The following is a 14,968-nucleotide window of genomic DNA, read 5'->3' as shown; positions in this document are numbered from 1 at the left end:
AATTTAAATGAAAGATAATGGTATTATATGAGGTAGTATTGTCCAGCTCCAGCGCGTATCTCGATTTTTAAGGTACAAAAGCCAAATCTTGAAAAAGACAAGGGCGGCCTTCCCGGGAGGCTCATTTGAGTACTCGCTCTTTGAGTTGGGCAAATCGCCCTGTGCTTTTCGTTCGGACAAGGTCGTTTGAGTATATTGTGTGAGAGTGATAGCATAATAAATTAGAAGGTTTTAATTGCCTGAGGTGAGTGGTAGTAATTAGGATCGGTGCTCTCTAAAGTGACTGGGATGTTCTTCAGGTATAAACCAATAGCCAATTTCTGTCCGGTCTTCAAAAAACGGTAATTGACGGGCTTCCAGTTCCTTTTTTATTAAATATGCTAATTCTTTTGATTCTGCATAAGCTGAATAGCCTTGTAAAATGCGGTCGACTTTCTCTTGAGCCAATCTCCGATTATTAATAACAAACATTTTTTATCCCCTCCATATTAGCATTGGATGTGTGATATTCAAATCGTCACACTTATGAGATAGATTTTTTACTTATCTTTATTCTATATGAAAGAGGGGGAGAAGGCGACAAATTTCAAGAAGATTTAAAAAACTTTTAAATTTTTTATCAAATTAGAAAACTCAAGTTAATTAAAGTATTAACGTGTTAAAGAGTGTAGTCTGTGTCCAGCTCAGCTCCTAGCCCCTCGAGGTCATAAGCCAATTAAACCGAGAAAGTTAAAGTAGAACCTCCAAGACGGTTCACCCGAATGCTTGTCGCCGAAGGACCAGCGCCTTGTGTTTTTTGTTCCACATTTGGTAGCTCCAGTACTGCTTCGAAACAATTCTGTTGTTTCAATACGTTATTTTGCAAAAGATAATTCTAAACCAATAGAAACTGTTGTAGATATCGTCATCTCTACAACCTTTACTTTGTATTCTTTATCATCAATCGGATAAATTTTATTTTCGATCGCCAGCTTAATTAAATTTCGTGTTTTATGCACACTATCAATATCCTTTGCCAGAATATCTGATATATCGTCCTTCACTTGCTCTTTTACCATTCCAGTCATAAAGGGTGTAAATTTGTATTTATCACCGTTTGTTATTCGAACTTCAATATTTTGAACAGTCAGTTTTTTTAAATTTTCTTTGTTGTATTCTAGAAAATCTTCTTCATAAATTTTTTTCTTTTGTTTCAAATCTGCTATTGTATCTTTTTGTTCCTGAATCTGAGAAATTTGCTTTTCCTGCAAAGTGACATACGTAAATAAAAAGAAGCACCAGCTGATTACTGACCCTATCACCACTCCTGCAAAAAAACGCTGCCAGCCAGGCCTCCGGTAATACGGTGGAATTCTCATGATGAAAGATGCTCCTGAGTCAGCCAATGAATAATCAGCCAGCCTGTTTGGGCCCCGCCTAAGGAAGATAGTATTAACAAAAATTGCTTAAACATGTCTCTTGTATTCCCCTCTAAAATTCCTCGTTCAAAGTTGTAAACAGCATCGAAGGTTCCGCCGATCGCAGCAACAAGTGCCCATATTTTTAATCTGTTGGCTAAACTGAAAATATAAGTAAGCGGAGGCTGACCAGACAGATAGGCGCCTATTCCGCCTATCAATGTTCCTCCCAACATAACCCCTAAAGCGATAAAATAACACATAATAAAATTTGGCATGAAAGCAACCTTTGGATCCATAGATAGCACCATCCTCTCTATATGTATTTATATGGACCAAGATGGACAACTATGTTCCGTTTGTCCAATTTCACTTCAACAAATATAATGTATATAGTGAAAAAAATTTTAAGGCTCTTTTCAAAAAAATTGTTGCTTTTTTGAGGGATGATAAGATGGTAGAATAAGGAAATTAATGATTCGTCGATAGCTTCTAGTTCCACATCACCACTTCTCACGTCTGAAGGTAAAAAGCCTCTCGGATTCATAACTTTGCCTGTTATAGCAACAAGTTTACGAAAACTGCCAAAATTAAAGGTGGGAATATGATTGCCTTTCGTTCATTTGCAAGTGCAAAGCGCTTATAGCTTGTTAAGTAGTTCTGTGAAAATCGAAAAGCTTGTTGAACAAGCAAAGCATCAAAAGTTCCGTGCGCTTGCAATTACTGATGTTCATGTTATGTACGGAGCAATCGCTTTTTATAAATTGTGCGAGAAGCATGGAGTGAAGCCGATCATCGGGCTGACAGCTTCAGTTCTAGTCGAAGAAAACCAAGAGCTTTCTTATCCGCTTGTGCTGCTCGCAGAGAATAATGCGGGTTATAGAAATCTACTAAAAATCAGCAGTGCTTTGCAAACAAAATCAAAAGCCGGGATGAAAGAAAGCTGGCTGAAAAGCTACAGGGAAGGGGTAATAGCGGTCTCCCCTGGACATGATGGAGTGATTGAGCAGCTCCTGTTGTCTGGGCTGTATGAAGAGGCCGAAGCTATGCTTTCCCGGTTTGTTTCAATTTATGGAAAGAATTCCTTCTACCTCTCTATTCAAAAGGTTCATAAAGGGATAGAGGAGCAAAATCTTAACAGGGCGATATTAGAACTGTCTGAAAAAACAGGTGTGAAAGCTGTTGCCACAAACAATGTCCATTTTCTTCAGAAAGAAGATGCCTTTGCACATAAATGTCTTTTAGCAGTAAAAGAAGGAAAGAAACTATCAGAAATGATAGAAGAAAAGAGCCTTTTTACTGAAGAACTGTACTTGAAATCCGCAGAAGAAATGGCAGAGTTGTTCGCTGACAATCCTGAGGTACTTGAAAACTCCTTACATATTGCTCAAAGGTGTCATGTAAAGCTTGAGCTGGGAATTACACAACTCCCTACATATCCTGCGCCACAAGGAGAATCTGCTGATGAGTATCTTGAAAGAATTTGCCTAAAAGGGCTGAAGGAGCGATTTCCGCAACCTGATGACAGCTATTACAAAAGATTAACCTATGAGTTAGATATTATTAAAAAAATGCAGTTTAGTGATTATTTTTTAATTGTTTGGGATTTTATGAAGCATGCACACGAACAAGGAATTCTTACAGGTCCTGGGCGGGGATCTGCGGCAGGCTCATTAGTGGCTTACGCTCTTAAAATTACAAATGTAGATCCAATTGAACACAGGCTGTTATTTGAACGCTTTTTAAACCCTGAACGGGTGACCATGCCTGACATCGATATCGATTTTCCGGACAATCGGCGTGATGAAATGATTACTTACGTAACAAAAAAATATGGTGCTATGCATGTAGCACAAATTATTACATTTGGAACTTTAGCAGCAAGAGCAGCATTAAGAGATGTTGGACGAGTAATGGGAATTTCAGCAAAAGAAGCTGATAGGCTTACAAAAATGATTCCATCCCGTGTTGGAATTACCTTGCAGGAGGCACTAAATGAGTCTCCTAAACTAAAGGAGTATATCGCTAAATCAGAGCTTGCCAATAAAATTTTTGAAACGGCATTAAAACTGGAAGGCCTGCCAAGACATACGTCTACACACGCTGCTGGTGTGGTTTTTAGCGAGCAGCCTCTCACAGATGTTATTCCCATTCAGGAGGGCCATGAAGATGTCTATTTAACCCAATATTCAATGGATTACTTGGAGGATTTAGGTCTGTTAAAAATGGACTTTTTAGGCCTCAGGAATCTGACCCTTATTCAAACAATTATTCAAATGATTGAAAAAGAGGAAGGGAAAAGGATTTCGTTTGCAGAAATTTCTTACCGAGACAAGCAGACGTTTAACTTGCTCAGCAGGGGAGATACAACAGGCGTCTTTCAGCTGGAATCCGATGGTATGAGAAGTGTATTAAAAAGGCTGAAGCCTACAACGCTTGAGGACATTGTAGCCGTAAATGCTCTTTATCGTCCCGGCCCAATGGAAAATATTCCACACTTTATTAAAAGGAAACATAAGCAGGAAACTGTCCGCTATCTTCACCCTGATCTTGAACCTATCCTTAGGAATACTTATGGTGTTATTGTCTATCAGGAACAGATTATGGAGATTGCATCTAAAATGGCAGGCTTTACTTTGGGAGAAGCGGATTTACTAAGAAGGGCAGTGGGAAAAAAAATCAAAGAATTACTGGATAAAGAGCGAGATCGATTTGTGACAGGCTGCTTGAAAAAAGGATACAAGGAAAATACCGCCCATAAGCTATATGATTTGATTGTGAAATTTGCAAATTATGGCTTTAATAGAAGCCATTCTGTCGCATATAGTATGATTGGTTTTCAGCTGGCCTATTTAAAAACGCATTTTCCGCTGTATTTCACAGCTGCTTTATTAACAAGTGTTATCGGGAATGACTCCAAAATCGCACACTATTTACGTGAAGCAAAGCAGCAGAACATCGAGATTCTTCCACCTTCTATTAATAAAAGTTCATATCCTTTTATCCCGGAGAAAAAAGGAATCCGCTTTAGCTTAGCTGTCATAAAAAGTGTAGGGGTTTCAGCAGTCAAGGAAATCTTTCATGTTAGAAAACAGCGTCCTTTTCAAGACTTTTTTGATTTTTGCGTCAGAGTGTCACATAAAGCGATAAACCGAAAAACAATCGAAGCTTTAATTATGTCAGGAGCAATGGATGAGTTTAATAAGGATCGGGCTGTATTATTAGCAAGTGTGGATGTAGCCTTAGAACACTCTGAGTTATTTAAAACTGAAGATGATCAACTTGATTTCATGTTTGAAGAAGAAGTGAATATTAAGCCTAAATACATTGAAGTGGAGCCGCTTGATATTATCCAAAAACTGGACTATGAAAAGGAAGTCCTCGGTTTTTATTTTTCAGCTCATCCAATCTCTGCTTACTCTCGAACATTTCAAAAACTAAAAACGGTAAAGCTTGCCGATGCTTACGGGTACTTGCATCTTAAGGTGAAAATAGGAGCAATTATTTCGAAGGTAAGGACAATTCGTACTAAAGCAGGTGCTGTCATGGCCTTTTTAACGATCAGTGATGAAACAAGCGAATTAGAAGCAGTTGCCTTTCCAGATACATTTTCCAAATTAAGCGATAGGTTATATGAAGGAGCAATATTTTGCCTGGAGGGGAAGGTTGAGAATCGAAATAATCAATTACAATTCATTATCCAGGATGGGAAAATAATCGATGAGCTTGAACCAGAAACAACAAATTCCCTTTTCTTAAAAATTGAACCTTTTGCAGAGGAAGAAGGAAATTTAAAAACTGTTAAAGAAATTATACAACTATACAAGGGGCAATCACCTGTCTATTTGTATTATGTCAGCCAAAAGAAAACAATTCAACTACCGGAGGAATATAGTGTTAACCCCACTGATGAATGTATAAGCCTGCTAAGGAAAACACTTGGTGAACAAAATGTAGTGTGTAAATCCTGATTAATATATCATTTTACTACAAGGAAAGTTGTGTTATAGTTTTATAATGACTAAAAGTGGCCAGACCACCAAATTCTATGAAGGAACCTTAAGGAGTGAAAGATGATGTCTTTACGTGAAGAAGCTTTACATATCCATCGAATTAATAAAGGGAAATTGGAATCAAAATCAAAGGTTCCTGTTCGAAATGCTGATGATTTAAGCCTTGCATATTCTCCTGGGGTAGCCGAGCCGTGTAAAGCAATCTACGATGATAGAAACAAAGTATATGACTATACAATGAAAGGAAATATGGTAGCAGTTGTTTCAGACGGTACGGCAGTTCTTGGCCTTGGAAATATAGGTCCTGAAGCTGCCTTGCCTGTGATGGAGGGGAAAGCGGTATTATTCAAAAGCTTTGCTGGAGTAGACGCTTTTCCAATTTGTTTAAATACAACTGATGTAGATAAGATTATAGAAACTGTAAAGCTTCTTGAACCAACTTTTGGAGGAGTAAATCTTGAAGATATCGCGGCTCCCAACTGCTTTGTAGTTGAGGAAAGGCTTAAAAAAGAGACAAACATCCCTATTTTTCATGACGACCAGCACGGAACGGCGATTGTAACAGTTGCTGGTCTTGTGAATGCTCTAAAACTGGTCAACAAGCCAATGGCAAACATAAAAGTAGTCGCAAATGGCGCTGGTGCAGCCGGAATCGCCATTATTAAATTATTATACCGTTATGGTGTAAGAGATATCATAATGTGTGATTCAAAGGGTGCTATTTATGATGGACGCCCATTTGGAATGAATAATGTAAAATCTGAAGTGGCGAAGTTCACGAATCATAAAAGGATTGATGGTTCTCTTTCCGATGTGATCAAAGGTGCAGATGTATTTATCGGAGTGTCAGTCGAAGGAGCTTTAACAAAAGAAATGGTTTCCACGATGAATGATGGGGCAATTATTTTTGCGATGGCTAACCCTGTACCTGAAATCATGCCTGAAGAAGCAAAAGCAGCTGGAGCCAGCGTCATTGGGACAGGCAGATCGGATTTTCCAAATCAGGTAAACAATGTTCTTGCTTTCCCAGGAATTTTTAGAGGTGCACTGGATGTTCGTGCTACTCATATTAATGAGCAGATGAAAATTGCTGCTGTTGAAGCCATTGCATCCTTAATCTCTGAGGAGGAACTCAGAGATGATTACGTAATCCCTGCTCCTTTTGATTCAAGAGTTGCTCCGGCTGTTGCTGCTGCAGTGGCGAAGGCTGCAATGGAAACCGGTGTTGCCCGGATTAAAGTTGATCCCGAAGAAATAGCGGAGAAAACTAGAAGGTTAGCAATCATTGAAGAAAAGTGAGTGAGAGCCTGTGTCCTCTTCTCAGTCTAAAGTGTACGAACAAATATTAAAGCAAATTAGAGAAATTATTGAACACGACGGGCTGAAGGCTGGCGATAAAATTCCTTCAGAACGGGAATTAGCAGAACGCCTGACGGTTGGAAGATCATCGGTTCGCGAGGCTTTCCGTGCACTTGAGCTGCTGGGAATCATCGAAACAAGACGGGGCGAAGGTACATTTATTAAAGATTTTAAGGATCATCATTTGGTCGATCTTCTCGGTACATTTATCCTTCAAGATACCAACGCAAAAGCTGATCTGCTGGAAATGAATGAGCTTTTAGAAAAAAACGCCATTCAACTCATTTTAACGAAAGACAAATGTAAGCAAATAAAGCTATTAAAGAAAAAACTTCACTCTCATGAGTTTGAATATAGAGAATTTATGGCAGAACTATTAACAATTGCTGATAACTATTTGCTATTAAGAGTATGGATCGTATTGAACGAGTATTTGAAAGTTGTCGTTCCAAAGCTTCCGCAAACTGCTCAAAAAAACTTTGATCATTTAACAGATGCGTTGCTTAACAAAAATCAAGAAGAAGCAAACAAGGCTTATATCAATTTGTGTTTAAAAGTCAATATTGATTAGTAAAATAAAATTATTTCCAATTTAAAGCCTAATTCTAAGTACCATTTTTTCATCATTCTAGTAATACTATGTATATTGCAATTATTCTCAGAATGACAAACCTTCATAGATTAGGGAGGTATTATCTTGCTAAAGGACTTATTTTCAAAAAAGAAAAAATATGCGTCGGTTCCGTCAGAACAAGCAAAACACGATGTACCGGAAGGAATTATGACTAAATGTCCTAACTGCAAAAAGATCATGCTCACAAAAGAATTAAATAAAAACCTAAGAGTGTGCATGAGCTGCAGTTATCATTTGCAAATGACAGCTAAAGAGCGGATAAAAAGCTTGTTTGATGAACGTTCTTTTAATGAATTTGACAAGGAAATGCTGTCAGAAAACCCACTTGAGTTTCCAGGTTACTTGGAAAAGCTTGAAAAGGACCGAAAAAAAACGAAAATGAACGAAGCGGTCATTACAGGTCATGGTACAATTGATGGCTTTAAAACAGTGATTGCCGTAATGGACTCAAGCTTTCGAATGGGCAGTATGGGATCAGTAGTAGGTGAGAAAATCACCCGTGCTATTGAACGTGCCGGAGAGATGAAAGTACCATTTATTATTTTTACAGCATCTGGCGGAGCGAGAATGCAAGAGGGAGTTTTAAGCCTCATGCAAATGGCCAAAACAAGCTCAAGTTTAAAGCTGTTCAGTGAACAAAAAGGGTTAATTATATCCGTTATGACCCATCCTACAACAGGAGGCGTATCTGCAAGCTTTGCATCCTTAGGAGATTATAATCTTGCAGAGCCTGGTGCACTAATTGGTTTTGCAGGAAGAAGAATCATTGAACAAACAATCAGAGAAGAGTTACCTGAGGATTTTCAAACAGCTGAATTCCTTTTAAAGCATGGTCAGCTTGACAAGGTTGTAAATCGACATGACTTAAAAGAGGTGTTGACAACGATCCTCGATGTTCACCAGCCGGGAGGTGGAAAGCAGTGGTAGGTGAGTTAGAATTCGAAAAACCAGTCATTGAGCTTAGAAAAAAAATCAGTGAGTTAAAAGAGTTTACAAAGAATGCTGATGTTGATCTTTCTTCTGAAATTCAAAAGCTTGAAGGAAGATTAGAAAAACTGGAAAAAGAAATTTATACGAATATTCAGCCATGGGATAGAGTCCAGATTGCGAGGCATCCAAGCAGGCCGACAACCCTTGATTATATAGAACGATTGTTCACAGATTTTCTCGAAGTGCATGGTGATCGTTATTTCGGAGATGATGCTGCGATCATTGGCGGAATCGCAAAGTTTAATGGCGTCCCAGTGACAGTGGTTGGTCATCAACGAGGAAAAGATACGAAAGAGAATATCCACAGAAATTTTGGGATGCCGCATCCAGAAGGATATCGAAAAGCTCTGCGTTTAATGAAACAAGCTGATAAATTTCAGCGTCCGATTATATGCTTTATCGATACAAAAGGGGCTTATCCCGGAAAAGCTGCTGAAGAAAGAGGACAGAGTGAAGCTATTGCAAAAAACCTTTTTGAAATGGCAGGTCTTACTGTTCCTGTGGTTTGCATTGTTATTGGAGAAGGAGGAAGCGGGGGAGCATTAGGATTAGGTGTAGGGAACCACCTTCACATGCTTGAGAACTCCACTTATTCAGTCATTTCTCCTGAAGGGGCAGCTGCATTGCTTTGGAAAGATGCTTCTTTAGCGAAAAAAGCAGCTGAAACGATGAAAATTACAGCACCTGATTTAAAGCAGTTAGGAGTCATAGATGAAATTGTCCCAGAAGTACGAGGCGGTGCCCATCGTGATGTTGATGGTCAAGCAGTAAAGATTGGCGAGAGACTTCAAGCTTCTTTATCTGAACTAAGTAAGTTGGACAGTACATCATTAGTCCAACATAGATATAACAAATACAAGCAGATCGGGAAAATTTCGTTTGCTGATGATCTTCTTGGGGTAAAATAAATACCATACTGATTTCTTTAAACTTGGGGGCGGGTCAAAAGTATAATTCCCGCTGATGGAAGCTTTAATTTATTGACTGACTCCATATAGTGCCATGATCAAATCATTCTCTCACTTCAAGAAGAATCCTATTCGAAGAAAGAGAGAATGAATTAGGTGCTATACTACTGAGTCAGTCTGCTTTTATTTTATGACTTTAAACAAACGATCGTACACTGTGAAAAAAAGGAAAGGTTTTAGGTTTCGTGAATTTTTGCACAAATGCTCCAAAAAACTTTATTTTATTGTATAATGGGTTTGGTCTAAAGGAATATTTGTTATGACCGGGCTATTTTCTTTCAATATATACATCATGGGATTGATAGGTTCTATTCTAATAGAGTGTTGCTGATATCCAAATGCAATCAGTCATTCGCTGTTTGCTTCAAGGATCACACCTGACATCTTCCTGCAAGAGATATATTCTCGGGAATGATAAGACTTAGCTCAGGTCGATTACCCAAAAAGGGAGTACAAGCCTTTTTATGAGAATCGAATTTGTGATCGCCCCTTTGCTCTGCAAGAAACTTCACTTAATTAAAGCAACAAAGTCTGCGAAAAAGACCTATTTATTACACTTACATACTACCTATTTGAGGTGAGAAGGATGAAACGAATTGGTGTGTTAACAAGCGGCGGAGATTCACCAGGAATGAATGCAGCCGTTCGTGCAGTTGTTCGAAAGGCTATCTACCATAATGTTGAGGTTTATGGAGTTTATGGTGGATATACTGGTTTAATTGCAGGAAATATTGAAAAACTTGAACTTGGTTCAGTTGGTGATATTATTCACCGCGGAGGTACTAAGCTTTATACAGCTCGTTGCCCTGAGTTCAAAACAGTAGAAGGAAGACAAAAAGGAATTAAGCAATTAAAGGAACATGGAATTGAAGGCTTGGTTGTCGTAGGCGGAGACGGTTCATACATGGGTGCAAAAAAGTTAACTGAGCATGGCTTCCCTTGTATAGGAGTTCCCGGAACGATTGATAATGACATCCCAGGAACAGATTTTACAATCGGCTTTGATACTGCTTTAAATACCGTGATTGATGCTATTGATAAAATCCGTGATACGGCTACCTCTCATGAACGTACATATGTTATCGAAGTAATGGGAAGACATGCTGGAGATCTAGCTCTTTGGTCCGGTCTTGCAGGAGGCGCGGAGACGATTTTAATCCCAGAAGCAGATTATGATATGGATGAAATCATCAGTCGTTTAAAAAGAGGACATGAACGCGGTAAAAAACACAGTATCATAATCGTAGCTGAAGGTGTTGGCAGTGGAGTGGAATTTGGGAAAAAAATTGAAGAGGCAACACAGCTCGAAACAAGAGTATCTGTGTTAGGTCATATCCAAAGAGGCGGCTCGCCAACAGCTGCTGATAGAGTGCTTGCAAGTCGTTTAGGTGCTTATGCGGTTGAATTGCTGTTAGAAGGCAAAGGCGGCCGTTGTGTAGGTATTCAGAACAATAAGCTTGTTGACCACGATATTCTAGAAATTTTAGAACAAAAGCATACAGTTGATCAATCGATGTATTTATTATCTAAAGAATTATCGATCTAAAAGGGATCGATTTCATAGTCTCCCAGTCAAAGCGAGCATTGCTTACATGAAATGGTAATCGGTGAATCGATGGTTGCTTCAAGTCTTGGCCTCTTTCCTTTAGGAGGTATCTTATCCATGGAAGTGATATCATATCCTTTGTCTTAGGATTGCCCTAGCTAAAAGGGTCTATCCCAATTCTTAAAGGTACAAGCCATTCCTCTCAATAGGCAATACAAGCCTTTTTGGGAGGCTCGAATTGGGCTTTTCTTTTTAAGTGTCAGAGGAGTTTAAGGTGATTAAAGTGCAGCTGTGTTAAGGTGAGTTGTCATTACAGCTCTGAGTGCCATCGGTCCGAAGGTCGTAAGCCAATTCGTGAAGAAGGTTAAAGAACAACCTTCATGCCGGATCGCCCAAGTGCTTGTCTCCGAAGGAATAAAGCCTTGCGCTTTTCGAAATAGCAACAAATTTTTTGAAAAAGCGTTTTCATAAAGCTAAACTTCCACCAGTGGGGGTTTTTCGTCTGCCAGAATAGGATAAAGAAATTAGGAGGAAAAACGAATGCGTAAAACTAAAATTGTCTGTACTATTGGTCCTGCAAGTGAAAGCGTGGAAAAGCTGACTCAATTGATGGAAGCGGGTATGAATGTAGCAAGGTTAAATTTTTCGCATGGTGATTTTGAAGAACACGGAGCAAGAATTAAAAACATTCGTGAAGCTTCAAAGAAACTTGGTAAAAATGTTGCCATTCTATTAGACACAAAGGGGCCTGAAATCCGTACAAATACAATGGAAAACGGGGCGCTTGAATTAGTTGCCGGCTCGGAAATTATCGTAGCAATGGATGAGGTTGTGGGAACCTCTGAAAAATTCTCGGTTACATATAGCGGGTTAATTGATGATGTTCACAAAGGGTCGACTATTCTTTTGGATGACGGATTAATTGGCTTAGAGGTTATTGAAATTGATAAGTCTAAGAGTGAAATTAAAACAAAAATCTTAAATAGCGGCACATTGAAAAATAAAAAAGGTGTAAATGTTCCTGGAGTTAGTGTGAACCTTCCTGGAATGACAGAAAAAGATGCTAAGGATATTATCTTTGGTATTGAGCAAGGAGTAGATTTTATAGCTGCATCCTTTGTAAGGCGTGCTTCAGATGTCCTTGAAATTCGCGAGCTTTTAGAAGAGTATAAAGCATCTGATATCCAAATTATACCAAAAATTGAAAACCAAGAAGGTGTTGATAACCTCGACGAAATTCTTGAGGTTTCCGATGGCTTAATGGTGGCTCGTGGTGACTTAGGTGTAGAAATTCCTGCTGAAGAGGTTCCACTTGTTCAAAAAGAGCTTATTAAGAAATGTAATGCACTTGGCAAGCCTGTTATTACAGCGACCCAAATGCTGGATAGCATGCAGCGCAATCCTCGTCCTACACGCGCTGAAGCAAGCGATGTAGCAAATGCCATCCTTGATGGTACTGATGCTATTATGCTTTCAGGAGAAACTGCTGCCGGTACTTATCCTGTCGAGGCAGTACAAACAATGCACAATATTGCTTCTCGTGCAGAACAAGCCCTTGATTATAAACAAATTCTCTCTATGCACAGCCAATTAGCCGGAATGTCAATTACAGATGCAATCGGTCAGTCTGTTGCTCATACAGCGATTAATTTAAGTGCATCCGCTATTGTCGCTCCAACTGAAAGTGGCTATACGGCCAAAATGATTTCGAAATATCGACCTAAAGCGCCTATCGTAGCTGTAACTGCATGTGAAGCTGTATCAAGAAAGCTTGCATTAGTATGGGGAGTAGAAGCTGTGAATGGCCAAAAAGCCAACTCAACAGATGAGGTGCTGGAAAGCTCTGTTCAACGTTCACTTGAAAGCGGCCTTGTAAAGCACGGAGATCTTATTATTATTACTGCAGGTGTTCCGATAGGGGAAGCTGGCACTACAAACCTGTTGAAAGTATATGTTGTAGGTGACGTAATTGCAAAAGGCCAAGGTATTGGCCGGAAGTCGGCATTTGGTAAAGTAGTGATTGCCAATACTGCAATAGAAGCTGAGCAAAAAATGACTCAAGGCTCTATTCTAGTATCAAGAAATACAGATCGTGATATGATTCAGGCTCTAGAAAAGGCTTCTGCTCTTATTACAGAAGAAGGCGGCCTAACAAGCCACGCAGCTGTGGTCGGTTTAAGCCTGGGTATCCCAGTGATCGTAGGTGTTGAAGGGGCAACTTCTTTACTTGAAGATGATATGGAGATTACAGTAGACGGGACACGAGGTGCTATTTATAAAGGCCACGCAAGCGTGCTGTAAGAAAGAAAAGCAGGAGGCCTTGAACAGCCTAAGAAATCGGGCATGTTATGAAAGCTAGGCATTCATACACAATCCAATACAGGGTTGCTATTCTTTAAACGTGAACCAAAAGAGAAGGTGCTTTTCCTTCTCTTTTTTTGTCGTTTAACATATACTAATAACAAGACTAATAATGCTAGAGGTGGATTACATGCGTATCCTCTTGTTCATTCTAATTATTGTACCAGCTATCGAAATTGGACTGCTTGTTTTATCTGGGAATACGTTTGGAGTTTTGCCGACTATTTTACTTATCATTTTAACTGGTATTGTAGGAGCTGCATTAGCCAAACAACAGGGATTAGAAACATTAAGAAAGGCACAGGAAAAAATGAGAACAGGTGAGCTTCCTGGAGATTCTGTTATAGATGGCCTTTGTATTTTAATTGGCGGGGTTTTACTGTTAACTCCCGGCTTTGTGACTGATACCATCGGTTTCTTTTTATTAATTCCACCAACAAGAAAATTCGTAAAGCCGTTTATTCAACGCCTTATCAGAAAATGGATCTACAATAACAGAATAACAATTATTCGCTGAAAAACCGCTGTTAAGCGGTTTTTTTTCCTAATATAAAGTTCCAAATATCTGATATGATGCCTGCTTTTACTAAGGCATTAATGATAACCAATACAATGGGACCGGCAAGGAGTCCAAGAAATCCAATCAGTTTAAACCCAACAAACAATGAAATAAGTGTTGCTAAAGGATCAAGCCCAATAGAGGTCGAGAGTACCTTTGGTTCCATTATTTGCCTTTGGACGATGACAATTAGATATAAAATACCAAGTCCAATGGCGAGCTTGATATGACCGCTTAAAGCTAAATAAATGATCCATGGAACAAAGATCAACCCAGTTCCAACGTAAGGTAGTAAATCAACTAAGCCAATAAGTAAGGCAATTGTTAAGGCATACTCTACTCTTAATAGGAGCAGACCGATACAAACAATAAAAGTGGTAATAGAAATCAACGTTACTTGAGCTTTTAAAAAACCAAACAACGCTTTTTTTAATTCTGTGAGTACTGTTTGTCCGCTCACCTTTGCCTTCTTGTTAAGTATTTTTGAAAAAAATCTTTTTAGTTTATACCAATCATTGCTAATAAAAAATGTAGCTAATAATGAAAAAACGATGACAGTGGCAGCATTGGGTATCCAACTGAATATGACAGGAATATTTTCTAAGAAATGTTTAATGAACTCCCCGACACTTGTTGAAATACGCTCACTAATATGTTCAATATTCGATAAGATTGTCTCTTGCTGACCTGCACCAAGGTTTTGAAATAAGCTTGTCATTTGATCATAAAAAGGTATTATTTGGTTTGCAAAAAGAGTTTCAATATAATAAACAAGTGTTTTAAAATGTGTGGGGACGACTGATGCCAAATAGGTTGTCCCACTAACAATTTCGGCTATCAATAAAGTCAGCAATCCAGCTAGGATTGCAACAACTCCGGTTAACACGAGAAAAACAGCTATACTTCGTGGAAGATGGCACTTTTCAAGAAGGTTGACTAATGGGTTTATCATAAAAGAAAGTATTAGCGCAATAATAAAAGGGTAGGTCAGACTTGAAAGAAAATAAACAAGGAGAAAAAGACTGACCACGACAGCTATGATAAATAGTCCTCTTAAAATACGGTATAGGAATTGAAGAGACAAAGCTTTTCCTCCTTTTAACGACAATTTTTAGCTTCTTTATATTCTACTCTCGTAATT

The 14,968-nt window shown here is 38.8% G+C and carries 12 protein-coding genes; 8 read left to right on the top strand and 4 right to left on the bottom strand.

From position 1 onward, the window contains the following. Positions 1–258 precede the first annotated feature (258 nt). The 3 genes from IC621_RS07690 to IC621_RS07680 all read right to left on the bottom strand — a co-directional run bounded on the left by IC621_RS07690 (position 259) and on the right by IC621_RS07680 (position 1,696). Positions 259–471, bottom strand: a complete 213-nt coding sequence (locus IC621_RS07690) for a hypothetical protein (protein WP_191157379.1) — start codon at positions 469–471, stop codon at positions 259–261. A 383-nt stretch (positions 472–854) separates the two neighbouring features. Further along, positions 855–1,358: a sporulation membrane protein YtrI gene (gene ytrI / locus IC621_RS07685; protein ID WP_224752392.1), complete on the bottom strand. Its 504-nt coding sequence runs from the start codon at positions 1,356–1,358 to the stop codon at positions 855–857. Then, positions 1,355–1,696 (bottom strand): YtrH family sporulation protein, encoded by a 342-nt coding sequence (locus IC621_RS07680; RefSeq protein ID WP_191157375.1) that lies wholly within the window; start codon positions 1,694–1,696, stop codon positions 1,355–1,357. The genes ytrI and IC621_RS07680 overlap by 4 nt, the downstream gene beginning before the upstream one ends. 309 nt (positions 1,697–2,005) lie before the next feature. Here IC621_RS07680 and dnaE point away from each other — a divergent pair, with 309 nt between their 5' ends. The 8 genes from dnaE to IC621_RS07640 all read left to right on the top strand — a co-directional run bounded on the left by dnaE (position 2,006) and on the right by IC621_RS07640 (position 13,785). Then, entirely contained in the window at positions 2,006–5,368 is a 3,363-nt protein-coding gene (dnaE, locus tag IC621_RS07675) for a DNA polymerase III subunit alpha (protein WP_191157373.1), read from the top strand. 105 nt (positions 5,369–5,473) lie between these two features. After that, positions 5,474–6,709 carry an NAD(P)-dependent malic enzyme gene (locus tag IC621_RS07670; RefSeq protein WP_191157721.1) on the top strand — a complete coding sequence of 412 codons (1,236 nt, stop codon included), beginning with the start codon at positions 5,474–5,476 and terminating at the stop codon, positions 6,707–6,709. 10 nt (positions 6,710–6,719) lie between these two features. Next, positions 6,720–7,340 (top strand): FadR/GntR family transcriptional regulator, encoded by a 621-nt coding sequence (locus IC621_RS07665; RefSeq protein ID WP_191157371.1) that lies wholly within the window; start codon positions 6,720–6,722, stop codon positions 7,338–7,340. Between the two features lie 126 nt (positions 7,341–7,466). Then, positions 7,467–8,330 carry an acetyl-CoA carboxylase, carboxyltransferase subunit beta gene (gene accD, locus IC621_RS07660; RefSeq protein WP_191157369.1) on the top strand — a complete coding sequence of 288 codons (864 nt, stop codon included), beginning with the start codon at positions 7,467–7,469 and terminating at the stop codon, positions 8,328–8,330. Continuing rightward, a complete protein-coding gene (accA, locus tag IC621_RS07655) occupies positions 8,324–9,301 on the top strand; it encodes an acetyl-CoA carboxylase carboxyl transferase subunit alpha (RefSeq protein ID WP_191157367.1) in 978 nt (325 codons plus the stop codon). Before accD ends, accA begins: the two co-directional genes overlap by 7 nt. A 646-nt stretch (positions 9,302–9,947) precedes the next feature. Then, positions 9,948–10,907: a 6-phosphofructokinase gene (gene pfkA, locus IC621_RS07650; RefSeq protein WP_191157365.1), complete on the top strand. Its 960-nt coding sequence runs from the start codon at positions 9,948–9,950 to the stop codon at positions 10,905–10,907. Positions 10,908–11,447: 540 nt separating this feature from the next. Next, on the top strand, positions 11,448–13,208 hold the full coding sequence (gene pyk, locus IC621_RS07645; RefSeq protein WP_191157364.1) for a pyruvate kinase: 1,761 nt from the start codon (positions 11,448–11,450) through the stop codon (positions 13,206–13,208). A 190-nt stretch (positions 13,209–13,398) separates the two neighbouring features. Further along, positions 13,399–13,785: an FxsA family protein gene (locus IC621_RS07640; RefSeq protein ID WP_191157362.1), complete on the top strand. Its 387-nt coding sequence runs from the start codon at positions 13,399–13,401 to the stop codon at positions 13,783–13,785. Positions 13,786–13,795: 10 nt separating this feature from the next. On the opposite strand, the gene ytvI is transcribed toward IC621_RS07640, so the two are convergent. After that, positions 13,796–14,911, bottom strand: coding sequence for a sporulation integral membrane protein YtvI (gene ytvI / locus IC621_RS07635; RefSeq protein WP_191157360.1), 1,116 nt, complete (start codon positions 14,909–14,911; stop codon positions 13,796–13,798). Positions 14,912–14,968: the final 57 nt, after the last annotated feature.

This window comes from Metabacillus arenae, assembly GCF_014773385.1.
Classification (GTDB): domain Bacteria; phylum Bacillota; class Bacilli; order Bacillales; family Bacillaceae; genus Metabacillus_D; species Metabacillus_D arenae.
This window is presented reverse-complemented; position numbering and strand designations above follow the sequence as displayed.

What these genes read in the sequence shown, in the direction of transcription:
- pfkA (WP_191157365.1), top strand. Translation starts at nt 9,948, where the DNA reads ATGAAACGAATTGGTGTGTTAACAAGCGGCGGAGATTCACCAGGAATG.
- IC621_RS07640 (WP_191157362.1), top strand. Translation starts at nt 13,399, where the DNA reads ATGCGTATCCTCTTGTTCATTCTAATTATTGTACCAGCTATCGAAATT.
- IC621_RS07690 (WP_191157379.1), bottom strand. Translation starts at nt 471, where the DNA reads ATGTTTGTTATTAATAATCGGAGATTGGCTCAAGAGAAAGTCGACCGC.
- ytrI (WP_224752392.1), bottom strand. Translation starts at nt 1,358, where the DNA reads ATGAGAATTCCACCGTATTACCGGAGGCCTGGCTGGCAGCGTTTTTTT.
- IC621_RS07680 (WP_191157375.1), bottom strand. Translation starts at nt 1,696, where the DNA reads ATGGATCCAAAGGTTGCTTTCATGCCAAATTTTATTATGTGTTATTTT.
- pyk (WP_191157364.1), top strand. Translation starts at nt 11,448, where the DNA reads ATGCGTAAAACTAAAATTGTCTGTACTATTGGTCCTGCAAGTGAAAGC.
- IC621_RS07670 (WP_191157721.1), top strand. Translation starts at nt 5,474, where the DNA reads ATGTCTTTACGTGAAGAAGCTTTACATATCCATCGAATTAATAAAGGG.